Genomic DNA, 21459 nt, shown 5'->3' with positions numbered 1-21459 from the left:
GCACCCGCACCGCGTACCGGTGAGGGCAGGAAGCAGCACGACCCGGGGCCTCGCGCAAACGCGCGGGGCCCCGAGCCTGCGGCGGCGTATGTCCGGAGGTCAGTCGGTGACGGTGAACACCGTGGAGCCGGTGTCGCCCTCGATCACGCGGCGGTAGTCCTCGGCCACGATCTCTCGCAGGACATCGGCATCGATCGCCTCGAGGTCCTTGATGTAGAGGCAGCCGACACCCGTCTCGTGGGGTCCGAGCGTGCCGAGCCGCTCGGCGTGGGCGCCGGTGTCGAGGAGGTACACCGTGGTGGCCTGGCGACGCGGCGAGAATGCGGCGATCGGAACGTCGCCCTCGGTGCCGGTGGGGTAGCGGTAGTGGCACGAGCCGAAGCCGACGATCGTGCCCCACATCTCGGGTTCGCGCCCCGTGACCTCACGCAGCAGCTCGACCATCGTCGCGGCATCCCGCTGCCGCTTGGCGGGACTCACGCCGGCGACGAACTCGCCGACGTCCACTCCGGTCTTCTTCATCAGACGCCTCCGCCGCCGGATTTCGCGGCGGCCTTCATCGCGCGCTTGTGCTCGCGCACCTTCGTCAGCGACTCCGGCGAGACGATGTCGGCGACGCTGCGGAACGAGCCGTCCTCGCCGTAGGGCGCGGATGCCTCGCGCCATCCGTCGCCGGTGAACCCGTACTGCTTGCCGAGGAGCGCGAGGAAGATCTTGGCCTTCTGCTCGCCGAACCCCGGCAAGCCCTTGAGACGCTTCAGCACGGTCACGCCGTCCGGCTCGTCGCGCGTCCAGATCGCCGCGGCGTCGTCGTCCCACTCCTGGCCGATCGCCGCGCAGAGTGCCTGCACGCGAGCGGCCATCGACCCCGGGAACCGGTGGACTGCGGGGGTGGCCGAGAACAGCCCCGCGAACGCCTCCGGATCGAAGCTCGCGAGGGCGGCGGCATCCAGCGTCCCCGCGCGTTCCGAGATCTTGAGCGGACCGGCGAATGCGGTCTCCATCGCCACCTGCTGGTCGAGCAGCATGCCGATGAGCAGCGCGAGCGGATCTTCGGTCAGCAGGCGATCGGCCTCGTCGTCACCCGTGATGTGGAGCGTCATGGCCCCCAGTCTCCCACCCCGGACCGACGCCCGAACAGGCTGAGCGGGGGCCGGATCGCGAATGGGAGGATGGATGCCGTGACCGACCCGACGCCTCATCCCGACGCCGCCGGCGCTTCCCCGAGGGACTCCGCGCGTGCCGGCACAGCCGCCGAACCGTTCCAGGAACTCGTCGACCATGCCCGGCGCACACGCGTCGTCGTGATCGGCGGGGGCATCGCCGGCCTCGTGGCGGCGTGGGAGTGCGTCAAGGTCGGCATGAGCGTCACGCTCGTCGAGGCATCCGATCGCCTCGGGGGCACGATCGGGTCGACGCGCCTCGCTGGCATCGACCTCGAGACCGGCGTCACCTGCTGGTCGACCCGCGGCGGCGCCGTGCGGCGGCTCGTCGCCGAGGTGCTCCCCGGGGCCGCCATCGTGTCTCCCCGCGACGACCGGGAGTGGATCGCCGGCCTCGCGAAGGGGGCGGCGGCGCCGGTCCCGGTCGAGCAGGTGCTCGGCATCCCGGCGAATCCGTGGGACGAGAGCGTGCGCCGCGTGATCGGCTGGGGCGGCACCTGGCGCGCCTATCTCGATCGCCTGCGACCGCCGCTGACGATCGGCACGCAGCGCAGCGCCGGCCGCCTCGTGCGCAGTCGCATGGGAGCCAAGGTGCACGACCGCCTCGTCGCACCGCTGACCGTCGACCGCTTCGGCCTCGACCCCGACGACGTGGACGTCGAGGTCGCGGCGCCCGGGCTGAGCAACGCGCTGACCCGCACGGGCTGGCTGGGCGGCGCCGTCGCCGATGTGCGCGTCGGCGCCACCGGGTCGGCGATCGAAGGACTGGACGGCGGGATGCCGCAGCTCGTGGCCGCGCTGGCGCAGCGCCTGGCCGAACGCGGGGCCGCTCTCCACACCGGCGCCCGCGTGACCGGTCTCGTGCGTGCCGGTGAGGAGTGGGCCGTGAGTCTCGCAGCCCCGACGCCGGCCGCCGAGGCCACCGCGGCCACCGCCGCCTCGCCGGCCGCCACCGCCTCGCCGGCCACCGCGGAGCCGGGGTCCGCCGGCTCGGTGGCCGACCTCCCCCGAGAGCTGCCCGCCGACGCCGTCATCGTCGCGACGGACGAGGACGCCGCGCGTGCCCTGCTCGCCCCGGCGCTCGGCGTCCCATCGTTCGCCGACGTGAGGGCGGCGGGCATCGCCCGAGAAGTCGTGACGCTCGTCGTCGACGCCCCGGAGCTCGACTCCGCACCCCGCGGCGCGCACGTGCACGCCGTTCCCGGCGCGCTGCGCGCCACGGGGCTCGTGCACGAGACCGCGCGGTGGGAGTGGCTCGCGCGCGAAGCCGGTCCCGGTCGCCACGTGCTGCGCGTCGCCTTCGGCGGGCCGGGGGTCGCTCCCGCCACCGCGACGCTCTCCGACGCCGAGGCCACCGGAGTGGCGCTGGCGGAGGCATCCGCTCTGCTCGGCGTGCATCTCGACGACCACGCACTGCTCGGCGCGCACCGCGACGCCTTCACCCTCGTGCCGCCGGCCTCGGCCCTCGGACAGCGCGACCGCGCCGCCACGGCGCGTGCCACGGTCGGACGCGGGCCCGGCATCGCGGCGGTCGGCGCCTGGCTGTCGGGAAGCGGCCTCGCCCTGGTCGTCGCCGATGCCCGGGACGAAACCGACCGCCTGCGTCGCCAGGTGCTCTGGGGTACGGCAGCGACGGACTGAGCACGCGGCCACGACCCCTGTCAAGGGTGGATGCCGGAATCGGCATACGGGGCTACTCTGAGAGGGTCGTCAGGTGCACACCAAGCGTGAGGAGACCTCATGAGGGGCAAGGCTGGACTCGTCATCGGACTTGCGGTGGGATACGTCCTCGGTACGCGGGCGGGACGCGAGCGGTACGAGCAGATCAAGACGCAGTGGCTGAAGGTGTGGGACACCGAGGCAGTGCAGACGCAGGTGACCAAGGTGAAGGACTTCACGAAGTCCCAGGCGATGGCACTGCCGTCGACCCTGTGGGACTCGGCCGTCAAGGTCGTGCAGGCCGCCGGCTCGAAGGGCAGCGCCGGGCAGAAGCTCGACGCCGCGCTCAAGGTCAGCAAGGACTCCGCCGACGACGTCGGCAGGGCCGCGCAGACCTCCACGCAGGCGGTGAAGGATGCCGTCGACGACGCCACCGACGATCTGCCCGAGAACGGCCGCGGCGGGGCTTGACGTGATGACCACTCCGCGTGGCTTCCGCGACCGCGCGGACGACAGCCTGCTCACCCTCGTCGGGGAGATCCCGGAGCTCGTCCGCAACCTCGTCATCGCGGAGGTCGACGCCGCAAAGGCGTGGCTCTCGCGCACCGCGAAGGACGGCGGGTGGGGTGCGCTGTGGGCGTTCGCCGCCCTGTTCGTGCTGTTCTGGTCGGTGCCGGTCCTCGGCACCTTCGTGATCGCCGGGCTGTCGTCATGGTGGCCGGTGTGGCTGTCGGCTCTGGTCGTGTTCTTCGCGATGCTGGTGATCACGGCCATTCTGGCCTGGCTCGGCATCCTCCGCTTCAAGAAGATCGGCGAGCGGCAGAACCCCGTGCAGTCGATCGCCCTGGATGTGAAGGAGGTGCGCGATGAGCTCTGACGCCGCCGTGCCCGTGCCCGTGCCCCGCACCGCCGTTCCGCTCGGCGTCGGCGACCCGGTCGTGCAGGCGCGTACCGAGCTGAAGGCCGCGCTCGCCGCGATCGAAGAGAAGGCCAACGTGCCCCGCCGAGTCGGCCGTGCGGTCGACGAGGGCGTGGAGCAGGCGCGCGCCTTTCAGCGGCGCAACCCCGCGCTCACCGCGGTCGCCGTGATCGTGGGGGCCGCCGCGATCGGCGCCGCCGTCTGGGGATTCGTCCGTCTATACACCCGCTGAGCCTGCCTGATTCCGCTTCCTCCACAGGCAGGGGTCGCGGCTTCCGAGATCGGGGGTATGCTCGGGATGCAGGCAGTGCAAAGGTGCGTATGCTGCCGATCGCGCGAACCCGATTCGAATCGCGCATCGGTTGCTCGGCGTCTCGGGCGGCCGACTGAGCACCATCGAGAGTCGACCCCCTTATGAACACCGCCGCAGCACAGCACCAGTCCGTCAAACCCTTGACCGGCTGGCGCGTCCTCGTCCCCCGGGGCGGTCCGTGGGGCGACGGCGTCGCGGCCACCCTGCGCCGTCAGGGTGCGACGCCGGTCATCGCCCCCCTCATCAACTTCGCGCCCACCAACGACCAGGCCGCGCTGGACCAGGCGCTCGCCGACCTGGCGGCCGGCAGGTTCGACTGGCTCACCGTCACCAGTGCCACCACCGTCGACGTGCTCTACGCCTATCGGGCCGTCGTCCCGCCGACCACGAAGGTGGCGGCCGTGGGCGAGACGACCGCGGCAGCGCTCCTCGCCGTCGGCTATCGCGTCGATCTGGTGCCCGAGCGCGACAACTCGGCCGCCGGCATGGCGGAGCAGCTGATCGGCCTCGAGCCGCAGGCCCGCGACATCCTCACCCTCCGCAGCGAGATCGCGAAGCCGGTGCTCACGCGCATGCTGACCGATGCCGGGCACCGGGTGCGCAGCGTCGTCGCCTACCGCACCGTCGGGGTGCCGGTGACGGATCGCATCGCCGAGGATGTCCGATCCGGGCGCATCAACGCGATCCTCGTCACCAGCGGCTCGGTTGCCGAGCAGGTGCACGAGCAGTTCCCGCACATCCCTGCGACCACCCTGATCGCCGCGATCGGTCCTCGCACAGCCAAGGACGCGCGCCGGGCGGGCCTCGACGTCGACGTCGTCGCCGACGCCCAGACCGTCGACGCCCTCATCGACGCCGTCGCCAAGTTCTCGCTGCCACACGCGGCCGACGAGTTCGCACCGCGCACCGGGGCGCTCCCGCAGCTCGGCCGCGACACCCGGGGCTGACCCCCGCATGACCGGCACACCCCGCATCGTCGTGCTCGCGGGCGGCGTCGGCGGGTCGCGCTTCGTGCTGGGCGTCCGCGGGGCGCTGCGCGCGCAGGGCCTCGACGACACCGCCGCCGCGCTCACCGTGATCGTCAACACGGGCGACGACCTCTGGCTGTCGGGCGTCCGCCTCCAGCCGGACGTGGACTCGATCACCTACGCCCTCGCCGGCGTGAACGACGCCGAGCGGGGCTGGGGCCGTCAGGGCGACAGCGAGCGCGTCAACCACGAGCTGCAGGAGTGGGGCGCCGGGTGGCCGTGGTTCACCCTCGGCGACCTCGACCTCGGCACCCATCTCGCCCGCACCGGCTGGCTGCGCGACGGCCTCACGCCGACGCAGGTGCTGGAGCGGATGTCGCACCGCTGGGACCTGGGCGCACGGCTGCTGCCGATGACCGACGCCGAAGTCGACACCGTGGTGGTGCTCGAGGACGGCGCGCGACTGCACTTCCAGGAGTGGTGGACGCGGCACCGCGCCACGCTCACCCCCGCGCGCTTCGAGAACCCCGGCATCGCTGCCGCCGCACCCGCTCCGGGCGTCGCCGAGGCGATCGCGGGAGCGGATGTGGTGCTCCTCGCCCCCTCCAACCCCGTCGTCTCGATCGGCCCGATCCTCGCGGTTCCCGGCGTGCGGGAGGCGCTCCGACAGACGGCCGCGCCGATCGTCGGCGTCTCGCCCATCATCGGCGGCAAGGTCGTGCGCGGCATGGCCGACGTGTGCCTCACCGCGATCGGGGTCGAGACCTCCGCCGCGGCAGTCGCCGGGCTCTACGGTGCCCGCTCCGACGGCGGGCTGCTCGACGCCTGGCTCATCGCCGAGGAGGACGAGGCCGCAGCCGGCGAGGTGGCCGGGCTCGGCATCCGTCCGCTCGTCCGTCCGCTGTGGATGACGGACGCTTCGGCTCCTTCGTCGCCCAGTGCAAGTGCCGCACGCCAGACCGCGCTCGCGCAGGCCGCGCTCGCCGCCGCGCTGCCCGACGATCGAGTGCGCTGACGTGCCCGACCTCGCCTGGTGGGCGTGGGCGCTGCTCGCCCTGGGCGCCGTCGTGGTGGGGCTGTCGAAGACCGCCGTCCCCGGCGCCGGCACCATCGCCGTCGCGATCTTCGCGGCCGTGCTCCCGGCCAAGCAGTCGACCGGGGTTCTGCTGCTGCTCCTGATCGTCGCCGACATCTTCGCCGTCACGATGTACCGCCGGCACGCGGACTGGCGGACGCTCCTGCGACTCGCGCCCGCCGTGGTGGTCGGCGTGCTGCTCGGCGTGGTGTTCCTCTGGTTCGCCGACGACTTCTGGGTGAAGAAGTCGATCGGCGTGATCCTGCTCGCCGTGATCGCGATCACCCTCCTGCGCCGCCGGTTCGTGTCGCAGGTCGACACCGGCGGACCGCACCGCATCGCCGCCGCGACCTACGGCTCGCTCGGCGGCTTCACCACGATGGTCGCCAACGCCGCCGGCCCGGTGATGTCGATGTACTTCCTCGCCGCGCGCTTCGAGGTGAAGGCGTTCCTCGGCACGGCGGCGTGGTTCTTCGCGATCGTCAACCTGTTCAAGGTGCCGTTCTCGGTCGGCATCGGCATCATCACGGTGCCCGGGCTGCTCATCGACCTCGTGCTCGTGCCCCTCGTGGTGGCGTCCGCCTTCCTCGGCCGCTGGATCGCCGACCGCATGCCGCAGTCCGTGTTCGAGAAGCTCGTGATCACCTTCACGATCGTCGGCGCGGTCTACCTGCTCGTCGGCTGACCCGCCGTGCCGCAGTGCCCCGCTGTGCTCCCCAGAACAGGTGATCTGGCGAGCACAGGTGGATCCGCGCGCGATCGTCCTGTTCTGACCAGATCACCTGTTCTGGGCAACTGGCGAGGTGACGGATGCCGCGTTCCGCGCGATCACAGTGATCCACCGCTCGATCGCACCGGAGCGGGTGGACTCGAAGACGCGCTCGGGACTCCACCCGGCGGCGCTCAGTGCGTCGCGCAGCTCGTCCTCGGCCCAGTAGGTGAAATGGCGTGGATCGTCGAGCTTCGCGTCCGACCAGCCGGCGCCCGATCCCTTCTTGACGCTCGCGACGAGCACCCCGCCCGGACGGCATGCGCGGCGTGCTGTCGCGAGCACGCCGGGAAGGTCGGGGCGCGGCACATGCAGGAGGACGGCGTTCGCGAAGACGGCATCGTAGAGGCCGCCGAAGTCGTCGGCGCGCACGTCGAGCACGCGCGCGGCATGGCCGCCCGCCCGCAGCGCCGCCACGAACGCGACCGCGCCGTCCGTGCGATCGACCACGAGGCCGGCGGATTCGAGCGCTGCGGCATCCCGTCCGGTGGCACTGCCCAGCTCGAGCACGTGAGCGCCGGGCGACACCAGCGCGACCAGGTCGTCGGCGAGCGGCGATGGATCGGCCGACGTGCGCTCGGCATATCGCGCGGCACCCCGCTCGTAGGCGGCGAGCGTCGCGTCCTGCGGGTTCGCGCCGTTCGGGTTCACGTCCAGGGCGAGGGGCGCTCGGGGGCGCGCCGGCTGTCGTCGGGCAGATGCGGCAGCTCGGTTCCGCCCGCGCGGATGCACAGCCACCGCAGCTGCTCGGGGCTGTCGGGCAGCGCGCGCCAGGTGCGCAGCACGCCCTGGCCGACGCGCACCGCGGTGCCCGGGCCGACGTCGACGATGTCGTCGTCGAGTGCCATCTGCCCGCGGCCGGCGAGGAACACGTAGACCTCCTCGACGCGCGAGTGCACGTGCCAGTAGCCCGCTTCCTCACCCGGCTCGTACGCGTTCGCCGTCATGCCGATGTACTGCATGGTCAGCTCGTGGTCGACCACGCGGCGCCCGGCGCGGGAGCTGTCGGGCCGGAACCCGCCGTAGTGCGCCCGCCACTCGTCGAGCCCGCCCAGCTCCAGCACCTCGTAGTCGCTCATCCGCCCAGGCTACCGAGGCCCGCGGGGCGGGCGGGGGTCAGGCGAGCAGCGCGGCCGTGCGCGGACCCAGGCCCAGCGCGCGTGCCGCTTCGAGCTGAGCGGCGGTGTCGACGTCGCGGCGCAGGGTGGAGGCATCCGGAATCTCGAGCGCCGCGCACCCCAGAGCGACGTGCCGAGCGAACGAGCCGTCGCCGAACGACGACGTCCACCCCACACCCGCCGCCGCGGTGACGAGGGTGGATCCGGTGCCTTCGGCGTCGGCGACGACGGCGCGATCGACGGATGCCGCGGCCCGCAGTGCGTCGGCGAGATCGGCGGGACGCAGGGCCGGGAGGTCGCCGAGCAGGGCGGCGCGCGGCATCCGTCCCTGCGGGTCGATGGCCGCCACACCCGCCGCCACCGCGGCATCGAGTCCGTCCGCGTCGCCCTCGGGGACGAACCGCAGCGCCGGGATCATCGCCGCCTCGCGGGCGAGCGCGGCGTCGTCGGTCACGACCACCACCTGCGCGACGAGCTCGGACGCCGTCGCCGCCGCGAGGGTGTCGAGAGCGATGGCACGCGCGAGGTCTGCGCGGCCGACCCCCGGCACATCGAGCCGGGACTTGGCGCGCGCCGACGGCTTGACCGGCACCACGACGACCCAGCGGGCGTGGCGAAACTCCACGGATTCGGTATTCGTATCGGCGAGAGGGTCCGGGCGCGACGACGGCGACACCGGATCCGTGGAGTTCTGCCGGCGGCGTCGCCCGAACAGCGGGCTCACGCGCCGAACCGCGCGCGCAGGCGCGGCAGGATCTCCTCGCCGTACAGCCCCAGGAACGCACTCTGGTCGTGGCCCGGGTCGTGGAAGACGAGGTGGCGGAAGCCGAGCTCGATGTACCAGGCGATGCGCTCGACGTGCTCGTCGGGGTCGTCCGACACGATGAACCGCGAGGCGGCGCGCTCGATCGGCAGCTGCTCGCCGAGCCGCTGCATCTCGATCGGGTCGTCGATGCCCATCTTCTCCTCGGGCGTCAGCGCGAGCGGCGCCCAGAACCGGGTCTTCTCCTGCGCGGCCTCGAGCGTCGCGTCGAGCGACACCTTCACCTCGATGAGCGTGTCGAGGTCGTCGCGCGTGCGCCCGGCCTTCGACAGCCCCTCGTCGAGCGCGGGCAGCAGCGTGTCGGTGTACAGCTCGCGCTTCTTACCCGACGTCGTGATGAAACCGTCCGCGATGCGGCCGGCGAGGCGCGTCGCCGCGGGTCCGGCGGCGCCGATGTAGATCGGCACGGGCTCCGGCAGCTTGTCGTAGATCGTGATGTTGCGGGCGTGGTAGTAGGTGCCGTCGAAGTTGACGCGGTCTTCCGACCACAGCCGGCGGATGAGGCCGATCGCCTCTTTCAGCCGCTGGAACCGCTCGGGCGGGTCGGGCCACACGATGCCCAGGTTCGCCTCGTTGAGCGCCTCGCCGGTGCCGACGCCGAGGATCACGCGTCCCGGGTACATCACGCCGAGCGTCGCGAAGTCCTGCGCGACGACGGTCGGGTTGTACCGGAACGTCGGTGTCAGCACCGACGTGCCGATGAGCACCCGCGAGGTCTTCGCGCCGAGTGCGCCGAGCCACGGAACGGATGCCGGAGCATGGCCGCCCTCGTGCAGCCAGGGCTGCAGGTGGTCCGAGATGAAGACCGAGTCGAACCCGGCCTCCTCGGCCTGTACGGCGTAGTCGAGCAGCTCGGCGGGGCCGAACTGCTCGGCGGACGCCTTGTATCCGAAGCGCAGCGGAACGGTCATGCGATTCCTCTCAGCGGGGCAGGGGTGCGGGCTCGGGCAGGAACTCGGAGCCGTCGGCGCGGGCGAGCCGCGCACGGAACGCGTCGACGGTGCCGGGCCACAGCAGGGTGAGGCGGCCTGAGCGCTCGTCGACGTACCAGTTGCGGCATCCGCCCGTCATCCAGGGGGTGGATGCCGCGGCCGCCGCGATCTCGTCGGTGTAGGCGTCTTCAGCGCCCGGGTCGACGCGCAGCACGCCGCCGGCGCGGCCGTCGAGCACGCGCGCGGTGTACGCCGCCTGCTCCTCGATCATGAGCACCGACGACGAGTGGCCGAGCGAGGCGTTGGGGCCGTTCAGCACGAAGAGGTTCGGGAAGCCGGCGACCACCGTCGAGGCGAAGGAGGTCATGCCGCCGGACCAGTGGGCGGCGAGCGTGTCGCCGTGCTCGCCGACGACGAGCTCGGCGTAGGGCTGCTGGGTCGAGGCGAAGCCCGTCGCGAGCACCAGGGCGTCGACCTCGTGGCGGGTGCCGTCGGCGGCGACGAGCGTCGTGCCGTCGACGCGCTCCAGCGCGGCCGGCACGAGGGTCACTGCGTCCGACGCGACCGCGGGATAGAACTCGTCCGACAGCAGCACGCGCTTGCAGCCGAACGCGTAGTCCGGCGTGAGCGCGGCGCGCAGGGCGGGGTCGGCGACCTGCGCCTCGAGATGCGCGAGCGCCTCGGCCTGCGCCCGGGTGGAGGCGGCGGCATCCCCGGACCGCGAGGCGAAGCGCAGCTCGCCCTCGGCGTAGAGGTCGGCCCGGAGCGCGGCGAGCTCTTCGGGGGCCTCGGCGAACCGTGCGCGGTCGGCCTCGGAGTACGCCGTGCCGCCGCGCGGCACGATCCAGGCGGGGCTGCGCTGGAACAGCGTGACGTGCGCGGCCGTCCGGGCGAGCTCGGGCACCAGCTGGATGGCGCTGGCGCCGGTGCCGACGACACCGACCCGCAGGCCCGCGAGGTCGGAAGAGTGATCCCACCGCGCCGAGTGGAACAGGGGGCCGGTGAAGGTCTCGAGGCCCGTGACCTCGGGGATCGACGGCTCGGTGAGCCGCCCGCAGGCGAGCACCATCGCGTCCGCCACGATGACACCCGACGACGTTCCGATGTGCCACACCTCGTGCTCGGCATCCCAGTCCGCCCGCTGCATCGCCGTACGCAGGCGCAGCCGGTCGTCGAGGCCCTCGGCGTCGACGACCCGCTCGAGGTACGCGCGGATCTCGTCGCCCCGCGCATAGGTTCCCGACCACGACGGGTTCGGGTGGGCGGCGAAGCCGTACAGGTGCGACGGCACATCGCACGCCACGCCCGGGTAGGTGTTGTCGCGCCACGTTCCGCCGACGGAGGCGCCGCGCTCGAGCACGACGAAGTCCTCGCGGCCGGCTCGACGCAGCGCCATGGCCATGCCGATGCCCGCGAAGCCGGCGCCGACGATCGCGACCTCGACGCGGGTCATCGCGCCTGGCCGTACGTCGTGGTGCGCTGCCGGAACGGCCGGAACATGCGGGCGGCCATGGCCGCGGCATCCGTCAGCGGCAGTTCGAGACCGTGCTCGATGCCCGCCCCGGGCTTGACGCGGCCGTCGAGCAGCGTGCCGCCCAGGTCGTCGCCCCCGGACTGCAGCAGGACGACGGATGCCTCGCGCCCGACGCGCGTCCACGGGATCTGCACGTGCGGGATGCTGCCCGACAGCAGCAGTCGCGAGACCGCCACCATCGCCCGGTGCTCGTCGAGCGGCGCCCGGCCGTCGACGAGCGGCACGCCGCCGGCGGGACCCGGCAGCGGGATGGGCACGAACTCGCTGAAGCCGCCTCCGGCACCTGCGTGCGCCGCAGCGCCCTGGATCTCGCGCAGCCGCCGCAGGTGAGCGATGCGCTCGGCGGAGGTCTCGACGTGCCCGTAGAAGAGCACGCTCGTCGAGCGGAAGCCGGCGCGGTGGGCGGCCGTGATGCCCTCGATCCAACGGTCGATCTCGAGGTCGCCGGGTGCGACCAGGGCGCGAACGCGCTCGCTCAGCACCTTGACGCCCGTGCCGGGCACGGTGTCGACGCCGGCGTCGCGCAGTGCGGCCAAGGCGGCGTCGAGCCCCATCCCGGAGCGGTCGGCGAGATCGCGGACATCCTGCGGACGGTAGGCGTGGAGATGGATGCCGGGAGCCGCGGCCTTCACGGCACGCGCGATGTCGAGATACCCAGAGGCGTCCTGCTCCGGCGGCAGCAGCCCCTGCACGCAGAGCTCGGTGGCCCCGAGGTCCCAGGCGTCGGCGGCGATCGCGCGGACGTCGTCGAGCGTGAAGGTCGCGGGGTCGTCGGTGGCGACGGCGCGGAGTCCGGAGGACGTGAGGTTGCGGTTGACGACGAGCGTGACGGCCTCGCCCACGGTGTAGCGGCGGACGTCGTCGGCGGTGGCCGCGAGGACGTCGAGGTCGTCGCCCGTCGCCTCCAGGAGCGCGACCCACTCGGCGTCGTCGAGCGCGAGCGGGTCGGCGGCGGCGGTCTCGGCCAGGCGGCGGAGGTCGGCCGGGTCGCGTCGAGAATTCAGGAGTTCGGACCGCGACGAGCCCGCGGCGCCGGAGTCCACCGGCGCGTCTCCTGAATTCTTGACCGCACCGTGTGAAGGACCCGGGCCGAATCGGTCGGAACCGGCGCCGCGGGGAGGGAAAGCGGCGATCTCGCCCGGATTCTCGACGTCCATCGCGGCGAGGCCGGTCGACGGGTCGGCGAGCGCGGAGACGGCGGGGCGCAGCTCCGGATCGATCCACGTCTCCGCGGCGACGACGAACTCGGGCTGAGCGGTCAGGCGCTCGCGCAGCTCGAAGCCGAGCTCCGCCGTCATGCGGGCGAGGTCGTCGAGGTGCGGCCACGGGCGCTCGGGGTTGACGTGGTCGGCGGTGAGGGGCGAGACGCCGCCCCAGTCGTCCGCGCCGGCGCGCACGAGCAGGCCGAACTCCGTGGCGTCGGAGAGGTTCGGCGGCACCTGGATCCGCATGCGGGGTCCCATGACGAGCCGCGCCACCGCCACCGCAGCGACGTACTCGAGCAGGTCGGCGTCGGGCGCACCCTGCATCGCGGTGCGAGGCTTCGCGCGGAAGTTCTGCACGATCACCTCCTGCACGTGGCCCTGGCCCTCGACCATGTGCCGCTCGTGCGCGTCGCGGATCGCGACGAGCGACTCGGCGCGGTCGTGCACGCTCTCGCCGATCCCGACCAGGATGCCGGTGGTGAAGGGCACGCGCTCGCGCCCGGCGGCGTCGATCACCTCGAGCCGTACGGCCGGATCCTTGTCGGGCGAGCCGAAGTGCACCTGGCCCGGCTCCTCGAACAGCCGGCGGGAGGTCGTCTCGAGCATCATGCCCATCGAGGGTGCGACGGGACGCAGCATCCGCAGCTCGTCCTCGGTCATGACGCCGGGGTTGGCGTGCGCGAGCAGCCCGGTCTCGGCGGTCACCAGGCGTGCGATGTGCGCGACGTACTCGATCGTCGATGCGAATCCGTGCTCGTCGAGCCAGGCCCGCGCCTCGGGCCAGCGCTCCTCGGGCCGGTCGCCGAGCGTCAGCAGCACCTCTTTGCAGCCCATCGCCTGCCCCTGCCGCACCACGGCGAGCACCTGCTCGGGCGACATGTACGCAGGCTTGTGCTTCTTGAGCAGCTGCCCGGGGGTGTCGACGAACACGCAGTAGTGGCAGCGGTCGCGGCAGAGGGTCGTTAAGGGCACGAAGACCTTGCGCGAGTACGTGATCACGCCGGGACGACCGGATGTCGCGAGCCCCGCATCCCGCACCTCCCCGGCGATCGTGAGCATGCGTTCGAACCGTTCGCCCGTTGCGGCGAGCAGCGCCTCGGCGTCGGCCGTGTCGAGCCGTTCGCCCGCTGCGGCGCGCGCGAGGGCTGCGTCGACGGCGGCGGACGGGGCCGCTGCGGAAGGCGCGGTGACGGAGGGGGACACGACTGTCACCGATCCAGTCTCGCACCGAGCAGGAGACTCGGGGTCGCGGATCGTTGCCCTCCCGTGAGCAAATGAGACCGGTTCCGGGGCGACCCGCTGGCAGACTGGTCGCATGGTGACGCTGCTGCTCGACTCCACGCGGCTCGAGGTCGTGCTGTCGGGCACCGAGCGCGCACTGTCATTCCACAAGGGGAATGTCGTCATCGAACGGTCGACGATCACCCGGGTGCAGCTCACGGACGACGCGTGGACCTGGCTGCGCGGCATCCCGAATCCGGGCACGCACGTGCGCGGCGTCATCGCGATGGGCACGTGGCGCTCCGCGGGCGGCGAGGACTTCGCCCTGATCCGCCGCCGCCGCCCGAGCGCCGTGATCGACCTCGAGGGCCATCCCGAGTTCCAGCGGATCATCCTCACGACCCGCCACGGCCTGGCCCTCATGCAGGCGCTGCGCGTCGAGGTGGCCGAGGAGCCCGCGGACGTCGTCGAGATCGCGGCCGAGACGGGCACCATCCCCGTCGTGCCCGAGAAGAAGCCCCGCAAGAAGAAGGCCCCGGCGCCGGCGCCCGCCGTCTGACCAGCCGGATCCGGGTGCGGAGTCGTGCGCCGGGTACGGGGCGTTTCGACTCGCAAGCTCGCTCAACGACCGGGGACCGGCGTGGAGAGCCCGGTCGTTGAGCGGAGGGCGCTCTGGCGCCCGCAGACGAAACGTCCCGAGCGAACGGCACTCAGCTGACGTCGCGGCGCCAGCTCACCAAGTGGCCGAGCACGACGAACACGACGGCGTAGCCGAGCAGCACGAGGCCGCCCACCCACCACTCGAGCGCTTCCGACGAGCCCTGCGGCATGCTCGCCGCGAGCACGCTCGCGCCGACGAGCGCATCGCTCGCGGCGCCGGGCAGGAAGCGCGTGAAGTCCGAGAGTCCCTCGACGAACGCGGCCGCCGTGCGCCCGATCGGCTCCACGAACTGGGTGAAGACCAGCACGCCGACGATCGCGCCGACCTGGTTGCGCACCAAGGCGCCGACTCCGACGCCGATGAGCGTCCAGAGGACGTAGGCGAGCAGCATCCGTCCGAGCATCGTCCAGGTGTCGATCGAGGTGATCTCGGTGCCGAGACCGAAGCCGGCGAGGAACGCCGCCGACGTGCCGACGGCCGCGGCGATGCCGATCACGCCGAGCACCACGCCGATGAGCACGCCGACCGCGAGCTTCGCGGCGAGCACCCGGCCGCGCCGCGGCGTCGCGAGGAACGTCGGCGTCAGCGTCTTGTGGCGGAACTCGGCGGTCACCATGAGCGTGCCGACGAGGAGCGGGAAGACGTAGCCGACGGCGGTCGCCGTGCTGTAGAGCGTCGCCGCGAGGCCCTCCTCGGGGAGCGGGGGTGCGTCGCCCGGAAGCGAGCCCGTGGCCGCCGCGGCGAAGACGAAGCCGAGCGCCGCCGCGGTGAACGCGACGTAGACGAAGAGGACGATGGCGAGGATCCACCAGATGCTGGTCGAGAACAGCTTCGTGGTCTCGGAGCGTGTCGCGGCGGTGAGGCTCATCGGTCGCCCCCTTCCTCGTGGCGGGCATCCGCCGAGCGGGCGGTGTCGGTATCGTCGTGGTCGGTCGGCGGGGGGACGGATGCCGCGTCCGGCGCCGGTGCGGCAGGCTCGGGCGACGCTTCGTCGGCGGAGTCTGCAGCCGCCGGCTGGGATGCCGACTCTTCGGGCGCGGCGTCGGCGGTGGGCGCGGTCGCCGGCTCTTCCGGGGCGTCGACCTCTGGCTCGGGGGCGGGTTCCGGTTCCGGAGCCCGCTCCTCGGACGCGGGTTCGGGCTCGGGAGCCGGCGCGGGTTCGTGCCCGGGAGCGGCTTCGGGCGCGAAGCCGAGGTCGGCAGCCCGATCCTCGGATTCGGCTGCGGGTTCGGGTTCGGATTCGGGTTCGGGTTCGGCCACGGACGAGGGCTTGGGTTCATCGCCGGGTGGGGCAGCCGCGAGGTCTGGTGTGATGCCGGGTTCTGCAGCCCACCCCTCGGACTCGGGTGCCGGTTCTGATTCGGCGTCGGACTCGGGTGCCGGTTCCGATTCAGCGTCGGGCTCGACAGCGCGGGAGGTGTCTGATTCGTCGGAGTCGTCGGCCGCCGGTGCGGGCTCGGACTCCGGCTCGGGCTGAAGAACGGGCTCTTGGTCTGGTGCGCCGGGAGCATCGGCCTCGGCCGCGGGCTCGGATTCCGGTTCGGGCTGTGATTCCGGTTCCACGTCCGGAGCGGGCGCGACGCGGGGGTTGCCGTCGGCGTCGAACGCCGCGAAGAAGGCATCGGCCTCCATGTCGGAGTCCGTCTTGACGTAGTGCTCCCACGGGCGGTCGTCGTCTGCATCGGCCGGTTCGCGAGCGGAGAGCTCGTCGTCGATCTCACCCAGAGCATCGACGTCGGGGTCTGAGTCTTCGGGCGCCCAGGGGTCGTCGGGGGCGAGCTCCTCGGCATCCGCCGGGATCGCTGCAGGATCCGACGCCCAGTCGGCCGCGGGCTCCGCGCCCCCCGCGGGGGCGAACTCCTGCCCCGGCTGCTCCTGTTCGCCCCCGCCGTGCTGCTCCGGCGCGACATCGCCCTGCTGCTCCGGGAGGCCCTCGCCGTGCTGCTCCGGCGCGACCTCGCCCTGCTGCTCCTGCGCGGCGGCGGGGACGATGTCGATCACACCCGTGCTCGCGACCGCGTACCACGGGGGCGCGGACTCCGTCGGGGCCGAATCGGCTGTGGGCGGGAGGTCGTCGACCGACGCGGTCTCCGCGGCTTCGGCAGTCCCACCCTGCTCCGCGGCTTCCGCATCGCCACTCTGCTCCGCGGCCCGCGGCATTTCGGTGGCGGCGGCAGGCTCATCGTTTCGTGCCTCGCTCGCCCACGCAGCCCCGGCGGCTGCACCGAGAGCAGCGGCGGCACCCGGCGCGCTCGTCCCCTCGGCGTCGAGGACCGCCGTGCTGAGCGCCGACTGCTCGGCCTCGTGCGATCCCGGGTCTTCCTGCTCGGGCGAACCGTCCGCGACCGCGGGCGGCTCCGACTCCGAGGGCTCCGGGTCGGCCGTCACCACCGCCGTCGCCGCCCCCGCCGACGTGGCGCCCGCGGCGAGGCCCGCGGCGGCGGCATCCGTCCCGGGCACATGCGACAGCGGACCGACCCCGCCTGCCGCGCTCGCGTGCACGCGAGCGCCGTTGACGAGATCGAGGAAGACCTCCTCGAGCGCGGGGCCGCGCCGGTGCAGCGACGACAGGGCCACGCCGCCGGCGGCTGCTGCCGCGCCCACGGCGACGGGGTCGAGGCCGCGCACGGTGAGGCCCGAGCGGAGGACTTCGAAGGGTACGCCCGCGGTCTGGAGAGCCGCCGCGAGCGCCGCGCGGTCGGGCGCGTCGACGACGGTGGCGTGCTCGTCGGGGTCGGTGAGCTCGTCGATCGATCCCTGGAAGACGAGCCGCCCGCCCGAGATGATCAGCAGCGCGTCGACGGTCTGCTGCACTTCGGCGAGCAGGTGCGATGACACGAGCACGGTGCGCCCCTCGGCGGCGAGCCGGCGGAGGAAGCCGCGCATCCAGCGGATGCCCTCGGGGTCGAGCCCGTTCGCCGGCTCGTCGAGCACCAGCACGCCCGGGTCGCCCAGCAGCGCGTAGGCCAGGCCGAGGCGCTGGCGCATGCCCAGTGAGAATCCGCCGACCTTGCGGTTCGCGGCATCCGTCAGCCCCACGAGATCCAGCACCTCGTCCACCCGCGTGCGGGGGATGCCGGCGGCCTGCGCGTAGATGGTGAGGTGCGCCGCGGCGGTGCGGCCGGGATGGAAGCTGGATGCCTCGAGCACGGCCCCGACGGTCTGCAGCGGGCGGTCGAGTTCGGCGTAGCGGCGGCCGCCGATCGTCGCGTGGCCGTCCGTCGCGCGGACGAGGCCGAGGAGGATCCGCAGTGTCGTGGTCTTGCCCGCGCCGTTCGGGCCGAGGAATCCGGTCACCTGCCCGGGCTCGACGCGCGCGGTGAGGCCGGCGACGGCCGTGACGGCGCCGAAGCGCTTGGTGACACCTGAGAACTCCAGCGACTGGCCGTGGGGCATGCCGAACCCTTCCCGTGGTCGTGAGCGAGACACCCCGCGGGGCAGTGGTCGGGGTCGCTTCATTGCGGGCTCCTTGCGGAACCGAGTTCCATCCTGGCGGAAATCCAGGTCCGGCGTGGGAGAACTTCAGCCGCCCGGTAACGTTGCGCTCGTGACCGACCTCGCCGACGTCAACGCCGAGCCCACCGTCCTCGTGAGCACGAGCGGCGGGCTCGGGCGGCTCACCCTCAATCGTCCGCGCGCGATCAACGCCCTCGACCTCGGCATGGTCCGGCTCCTGCACGAGACCCTCGACGCGTGGGAGCACGACACCGAGGTCGATGTCGTGCTGCTCGACGGTGCCGGCGAGCGCGGGCTCTGCGCCGGCGGAGACGTGCGCGGCCTCGCCGAGCAGGTCACGAGCGGCCGCGCCGAGGACGCCGGGGTGTTCTTCCGCGACGAGTACGCCATCAACGCCCGCATCGCCCAGTACCCGAAGCCCTTCATCGCGTTCGCCGACGGCATCACGATGGGCGGCGGCATCGGTGTCGCCGGCCACGCGGCGATCCGCATCGTCACCGAACGGTCCCAGCTCGCGATGCCCGAGACGCGCATCGGGTTCACCCCCGACGTCGGCGGCACGTGGCTGCTCGCCCACGCGCCGGGGCGCCTGGGCGAGTACCTCGGGCTGACCGGAGCCGTGATGGATGCCTCGGACGCGATCTACGCCGGATTCGCCGACCACTACGTGCCCCACGCGAACCTCGACGCCGTCCGCGACGCGCTCGAGACGCGGGCCGACCCGTCCACGCCGACCGAGCTCGTGCTGCTGTTCGACGAGACGCCCGCCCCGTCGAAGCTCGAGGTGGCACGCAGGTGGATCGACGACGCGTTCGCCGCCGACACCGTTCCCGAGATCGTCGAGCGACTGCGCGCGCGCCCCGAGCCCGAGGCATCCGCCACCGCCGATCTGCTCGGCGAGCTCTCGCCCACCGGGCTGGCCGTCACCCTCGCCGCCGTGCGCCGCGCGCGCGAACTGCCGGGGCTGCGAGAAGCTCTCGACCAGGAGTACGGGCTCGTGATGTGGTTCGCGACGACCCAGCCCGACCTCGCCGAGGGCATCCGCGCGCAGGTCATCGACAAGGACCGCTCGCCGCGCTGGCAGCCGGCGACGCTCGCCGACCTGCCCGCAGACCTCGGGGAGACGGCCCTCGCCCACCGCCCCGACGTCCCGCTCTGGGGCTGACCGCGGCGGGCGGCGAGGAGGAACCGTGAGCACCCGGCGCCGCGCCTACTCGATCGGGGTCGCGATCGACTGGTTCTTCTTCGTCTTCGCGGGGGCCGCGGCGGTGTGGCTGGCGTATCTGAGCTTCACCGAGACCTTCCGCGTCGGCTGGTGGGGCATCCCGTTCTTCGTGGCGTTCTGGGGACTGCTCGCGTATCTCGTGCTGCCGCGGGTGCACCGCATCCTCACCACCGTCTACGTGCCCGACTACTTCATCGGACGCACGCGGACGAGCGACGGACTGCTGGGAGACCCGGTGAACCTGGCTTTCCAGGGCACCGGCGAGCAGATCCGCGCCGCGCTCGAGGCGGCCGGCTGGACCCGCGCCGAACCCGTGACGGTCGGCTCGTCGTGGCGCATCATCACGTCGACGCTGACGCGGCGCAGCTACGACGACGCCCCGGTGAGCCCGCTGTTCCTGTTCGGCCGTCAGCAGGACTTCGCCTACCAGCAGGAGGTCGACGGCAACCCCGCCCAGCGTCACCACGTGCGGTTCTGGCGGTGTCCCGACGACTGGCTGCTGCCCGGCGGGCGCCGCGTCGACTGGCTCGCCGCCGGGACGTTCGACACCAGCGTCGGGCTGTCGCTCTTCACGCTCCAGGTCACGCATCGCATCGACGCCGACACCGACGTCGAGCGCGACCACATCGTCAGGACCGTGACGGATGCCGACCCCCGCGTCGCGGTCGACGTCATCGCCGATTTCGCCACCGGGTATCACGCGCGCAACGGCGGCGGCGACAGCATCCGCACCGACGGCGACCTGCCGATCGTGGACGTCCGCGCGGTCGAACCCCGGGTCGACGCCTCCGGGGAGGTGACGGCGTGAGCGCGACGCCCGCCCCGCAGAAGCGGCCCGCGTACGAGCCGGCCGGGCGGCTGCTGCGGCCGCCCGCCCGCGATCCCGACATGCGCCGGCCCGGGTCCACGGTGGCCGGCGGCGTGCTGGTGCTGCTGCGTGCGGCGGCAGGCGTCCTGCTGCTCGGCGCTCTCGCCGTCGGATGGCCGGCGATCATCGCCGATCCCGACGTGGTGCTCATCCTCGACGGGGTGGACTCCGTCGACCTCGCGGCGCAGGTGGGGCTGTGGGTCGTGCTCGCCGTCGGCGGCACGGCGGTCGTCTTCGACCTGGTGTGCGCGATCTTCGTGTTGCGCGGCCACAACTGGGCGCGGGTGGCGGTCATGGTCGTGTCGGTGCTGTCGATCTCGACGACGTTCGTCGCATGGTGGGTGCAGGGCCAGGAGATCCGCGTCGATGAGACGTTCGTGTCGCTCGCGCTCGACATCCTGGTGCTGCTCGCGCTGTCGAGCCGCAGCGCGGCGGCCTATGCACGCCGCAACGAGCGGCGCTGACGCGGCCGCGCGGTGCGCGGGTGACGTAGCCTGATCTGCGTTGTTCTGCCCGATCGAACGGGCGGGACCGAAACCTCCGGGAGGGTTCGTGTTCGACAGTCCGCTCTCGGCGTCGGCCTACGAGGTGCTCGCGGTCGACCCCGGTGTCGACGACGAGACCCTGCGCAAGGCCTACCGCCTGCGGCTGCGGCAGACGCACCCCGACACCGGCGGCGACGCGGCCGTGTTCATCCAGGTGCAGCGGGCCTGGGAGCTGGTCGGCACCCCCGACGCGCGCGCGGCCTACGACCGCGGGCACGGCTTCGGCGAGGCGGCGGCTCCGGAATGGTCGGGATGGCGGCCGCCCGCGGCCCGCACAGACACCCGCCCCCGCGCGCGCTCGTACGGCCACCCCGGCGGCTGGCGCCGCGAGCGCTACCTGACCCTCATCCGCGAGTGGGCCGGTCGCGGTGTGACTCTGGAAGACCCGTACGACCCGGCGCTCGTGCGCTCCGCCCCCGTGGCGCTGCGACGCCTCCTCGCCGACGCGCTCGCCGAAGAGGCGACGGCCCGCATCGTGGCCGACCTCGGCATGGGCTACACGGTGTGGCACGACGTCGCGGCGTCCGGACGCGGCGCCGATCCCGATGCCAAGATCGACCACATCGTGCTCGGGCCGAGCGGTCTGTACGGCGTGCTGTCGGAGGACTTCGGGGGTCCGGCGCGCCTGCGTCGCGGCGAGTTCGTCGGCGACGGCGTTCCCGGCGCGCCCCTGGCCGAGCTGCTCGCGCACATGCGCGTCGTCTCACGTGCGGCGGGCGTGCGCTTCAGCGGCGCGATCGTCGTGCTCCCCGACGAGGACGTGGTCGAGCCGATCCAGGAGCTCGGCCGCGTGCGAGGCATGCGTGTCGCGATCACGTCGCGCAGCGCGCTGGCGACGGTGCTGCGCCGCGGCATCACCGGCGCGCGCGACATCGGCGGCAACGAGGTCTTCGACATCCGCACCCGGCTGCAGCAGACCGTCCGCTTCGCGTAGCCGCGCGGCGCCGATCGCGAGCCCGGTCGCCCGGGCGCAGGCGCGGTGGCGCGGGCTTCAGCGGTGCCTTC

22 protein-coding genes are annotated in these 21459 nt (G+C 73.0%); 12 read left to right on the top strand and 10 right to left on the bottom strand.

Going from position 1 to position 21459, the window contains the following annotated elements; genetic code table 11:
- Nucleotides 1–99 precede the first annotated feature (99 nt).
- Together ABG085_RS17875 and ABG085_RS17870 are read right to left on the bottom strand one after the other, a co-directional pair.
- Nucleotides 100–522, bottom strand: coding sequence for a DUF1801 domain-containing protein (locus tag ABG085_RS17875; protein WP_347977093.1), 423 nt, complete (start codon nt 520–522; stop codon nt 100–102).
- On the bottom strand, nt 522–1103 hold the full coding sequence (locus tag ABG085_RS17870) for an HhH-GPD-type base excision DNA repair protein (protein WP_347977092.1): 582 nt from the start codon (nt 1101–1103) through the stop codon (nt 522–524). The genes ABG085_RS17875 and ABG085_RS17870 overlap by 1 nt, the downstream gene beginning before the upstream one ends.
- 78 nt (nt 1104–1181) lie before the next feature.
- Here ABG085_RS17870 and ABG085_RS17865 point away from each other — a divergent pair, with 78 nt between their 5' ends.
- The 7 genes from ABG085_RS17865 to ABG085_RS17835 all read left to right on the top strand — a co-directional run bounded on the left by ABG085_RS17865 (nt 1182) and on the right by ABG085_RS17835 (nt 6782).
- On the top strand, nt 1182–2804 hold the full coding sequence (locus tag ABG085_RS17865) for an FAD-dependent oxidoreductase (protein WP_347977091.1): 1623 nt from the start codon (nt 1182–1184) through the stop codon (nt 2802–2804).
- A 99-nt stretch (nt 2805–2903) separates the two neighbouring features.
- Nucleotides 2904–3293, top strand: a complete 390-nt coding sequence (locus ABG085_RS17860; protein ID WP_347977090.1) for a hypothetical protein — start codon at nt 2904–2906, stop codon at nt 3291–3293.
- 4 nt (nt 3294–3297) lie between these two features.
- A complete protein-coding gene (locus ABG085_RS17855; protein WP_347977089.1) occupies nt 3298–3699 on the top strand; it encodes a phage holin family protein in 402 nt (133 codons plus the stop codon).
- Nucleotides 3689–3973, top strand: coding sequence for a hypothetical protein (locus ABG085_RS17850; RefSeq protein ID WP_347977088.1), 285 nt, complete (start codon nt 3689–3691; stop codon nt 3971–3973). Before ABG085_RS17855 ends, ABG085_RS17850 begins: the two co-directional genes overlap by 11 nt.
- A gap of 182 nt (nt 3974–4155) precedes the next feature.
- Nucleotides 4156–5001 (top strand): uroporphyrinogen-III synthase, encoded by an 846-nt coding sequence (locus ABG085_RS17845; protein WP_347977087.1) that lies wholly within the window; start codon nt 4156–4158, stop codon nt 4999–5001.
- Between the two features lie 7 nt (nt 5002–5008).
- A complete protein-coding gene (gene cofD, locus ABG085_RS17840) occupies nt 5009–6037 on the top strand; it encodes a 2-phospho-L-lactate transferase (RefSeq protein WP_347977086.1) in 1029 nt (342 codons plus the stop codon).
- A gap of 1 nt (nt 6038) precedes the next feature.
- Nucleotides 6039–6782 (top strand): sulfite exporter TauE/SafE family protein, encoded by a 744-nt coding sequence (locus ABG085_RS17835; protein ID WP_347977085.1) that lies wholly within the window; start codon nt 6039–6041, stop codon nt 6780–6782.
- 93 nt (nt 6783–6875) lie between these two features.
- Here the strand turns inward: ABG085_RS17835 and ABG085_RS17830 are convergent, their stop codons facing one another.
- From ABG085_RS17830 to cofG, 6 genes are all read right to left on the bottom strand, one after another.
- Complete coding sequence (locus ABG085_RS17830) at nt 6876–7517, bottom strand: class I SAM-dependent methyltransferase (protein WP_347977084.1); 642 nt, start codon at nt 7515–7517, stop codon at nt 6876–6878.
- On the bottom strand, nt 7514–7945 hold the full coding sequence (locus tag ABG085_RS17825; RefSeq protein ID WP_347977083.1) for a cupin domain-containing protein: 432 nt from the start codon (nt 7943–7945) through the stop codon (nt 7514–7516). The genes ABG085_RS17830 and ABG085_RS17825 overlap by 4 nt, the downstream gene beginning before the upstream one ends.
- Before the next feature lie 37 nt (nt 7946–7982).
- Entirely contained in the window at nt 7983–8609 is a 627-nt protein-coding gene (cofC, locus tag ABG085_RS17820; RefSeq protein WP_347977082.1) for a 2-phospho-L-lactate guanylyltransferase, read from the bottom strand.
- A gap of 95 nt (nt 8610–8704) precedes the next feature.
- A complete protein-coding gene (fgd, locus tag ABG085_RS17815) occupies nt 8705–9718 on the bottom strand; it encodes a glucose-6-phosphate dehydrogenase (coenzyme-F420) (protein WP_347977081.1) in 1014 nt (337 codons plus the stop codon).
- A 10-nt stretch (nt 9719–9728) separates the two neighbouring features.
- The gene (locus ABG085_RS17810) at nt 9729–11192 is read right to left on the bottom strand and encodes an NAD(P)/FAD-dependent oxidoreductase (protein WP_347977080.1); all 1464 of its coding nucleotides are present in this window, start codon (nt 11190–11192) and stop codon (nt 9729–9731) included.
- Nucleotides 11189–13690: a 7,8-didemethyl-8-hydroxy-5-deazariboflavin synthase CofG gene (gene cofG / locus ABG085_RS17805; protein ID WP_347977079.1), complete on the bottom strand. Its 2502-nt coding sequence runs from the start codon at nt 13688–13690 to the stop codon at nt 11189–11191. The genes ABG085_RS17810 and cofG overlap by 4 nt, the downstream gene beginning before the upstream one ends.
- Before the next feature lie 103 nt (nt 13691–13793).
- On the opposite strand from cofG, the gene ABG085_RS17800 reads away from it, so the two are divergent.
- Entirely contained in the window at nt 13794–14258 is a 465-nt protein-coding gene (locus tag ABG085_RS17800) for a hypothetical protein (RefSeq protein ID WP_347977078.1), read from the top strand.
- 151 nt (nt 14259–14409) lie between these two features.
- On the opposite strand, the gene ABG085_RS17795 is transcribed toward ABG085_RS17800, so the two are convergent.
- Both ABG085_RS17795 and ABG085_RS17790 read right to left on the bottom strand, forming a co-directional pair.
- Nucleotides 14410–15228 (bottom strand): ABC transporter permease, encoded by an 819-nt coding sequence (locus ABG085_RS17795; RefSeq protein WP_347977077.1) that lies wholly within the window; start codon nt 15226–15228, stop codon nt 14410–14412.
- Nucleotides 15225–17756, bottom strand: coding sequence for an ATP-binding cassette domain-containing protein (locus ABG085_RS17790; RefSeq protein ID WP_347977076.1), 2532 nt, complete (start codon nt 17754–17756; stop codon nt 15225–15227). The genes ABG085_RS17795 and ABG085_RS17790 overlap by 4 nt, the downstream gene beginning before the upstream one ends.
- Nucleotides 17757–17907: 151 nt before the next feature.
- Here ABG085_RS17790 and ABG085_RS17785 point away from each other — a divergent pair, with 151 nt between their 5' ends.
- The 4 genes from ABG085_RS17785 to ABG085_RS17770 all read left to right on the top strand — a co-directional run bounded on the left by ABG085_RS17785 (nt 17908) and on the right by ABG085_RS17770 (nt 21388).
- Complete coding sequence (locus tag ABG085_RS17785) at nt 17908–18981, top strand: enoyl-CoA hydratase/isomerase family protein (RefSeq protein ID WP_347977075.1); 1074 nt, start codon at nt 17908–17910, stop codon at nt 18979–18981.
- Nucleotides 18982–19006: 25 nt separating this feature from the next.
- The gene (locus ABG085_RS17780) at nt 19007–19849 is read left to right on the top strand and encodes an LssY C-terminal domain-containing protein (protein ID WP_347977074.1); all 843 of its coding nucleotides are present in this window, start codon (nt 19007–19009) and stop codon (nt 19847–19849) included.
- Nucleotides 19846–20373, top strand: coding sequence for a hypothetical protein (locus ABG085_RS17775; RefSeq protein ID WP_347977073.1), 528 nt, complete (start codon nt 19846–19848; stop codon nt 20371–20373). The genes ABG085_RS17780 and ABG085_RS17775 overlap by 4 nt, the downstream gene beginning before the upstream one ends.
- A gap of 88 nt (nt 20374–20461) precedes the next feature.
- Complete coding sequence (locus ABG085_RS17770) at nt 20462–21388, top strand: DnaJ domain-containing protein (RefSeq protein ID WP_347977072.1); 927 nt, start codon at nt 20462–20464, stop codon at nt 21386–21388.
- The last annotated feature ends 71 nt before the right edge of the window (nt 21389–21459 follow it).

Source organism: Microbacterium sp. ProA8 (genome assembly GCF_039905635.1).
GTDB lineage: Bacteria > Actinomycetota > Actinomycetes > Actinomycetales > Microbacteriaceae > Microbacterium > Microbacterium chionoecetis.
This window is presented reverse-complemented; position numbering and strand designations above follow the sequence as displayed.

Bases quoted from the DNA above. Each gene is read 5' to 3' on its own strand.
- ABG085_RS17810 (WP_347977080.1), bottom strand. From the start codon at position 11,192: ATGACCCGCGTCGAGGTCGCGATCGTCGGCGCCGGCTTCGCGGGCATC.
- fgd (WP_347977081.1), bottom strand. From the start codon at position 9,718: ATGACCGTTCCGCTGCGCTTCGGATACAAGGCGTCCGCCGAGCAGTTC.
- ABG085_RS17860 (WP_347977090.1), top strand. From the start codon at position 2,904: ATGAGGGGCAAGGCTGGACTCGTCATCGGACTTGCGGTGGGATACGTC.
- ABG085_RS17795 (WP_347977077.1), bottom strand. From the start codon at position 15,228: ATGAGCCTCACCGCCGCGACACGCTCCGAGACCACGAAGCTGTTCTCG.
- ABG085_RS17855 (WP_347977089.1), top strand. From the start codon at position 3,298: ATGACCACTCCGCGTGGCTTCCGCGACCGCGCGGACGACAGCCTGCTC.
- ABG085_RS17845 (WP_347977087.1), top strand. From the start codon at position 4,156: ATGAACACCGCCGCAGCACAGCACCAGTCCGTCAAACCCTTGACCGGC.
- ABG085_RS17825 (WP_347977083.1), bottom strand. From the start codon at position 7,945: ATGAGCGACTACGAGGTGCTGGAGCTGGGCGGGCTCGACGAGTGGCGG.
- ABG085_RS17800 (WP_347977078.1), top strand. From the start codon at position 13,794: ATGGTGACGCTGCTGCTCGACTCCACGCGGCTCGAGGTCGTGCTGTCG.
- ABG085_RS17870 (WP_347977092.1), bottom strand. From the start codon at position 1,103: ATGACGCTCCACATCACGGGTGACGACGAGGCCGATCGCCTGCTGACC.
- cofD (WP_347977086.1), top strand. From the start codon at position 5,009: ATGACCGGCACACCCCGCATCGTCGTGCTCGCGGGCGGCGTCGGCGGG.
- ABG085_RS17790 (WP_347977076.1), bottom strand. From the start codon at position 17,756: ATGCCCCACGGCCAGTCGCTGGAGTTCTCAGGTGTCACCAAGCGCTTC.
- ABG085_RS17875 (WP_347977093.1), bottom strand. From the start codon at position 522: ATGAAGAAGACCGGAGTGGACGTCGGCGAGTTCGTCGCCGGCGTGAGT.
- ABG085_RS17850 (WP_347977088.1), top strand. From the start codon at position 3,689: ATGAGCTCTGACGCCGCCGTGCCCGTGCCCGTGCCCCGCACCGCCGTT.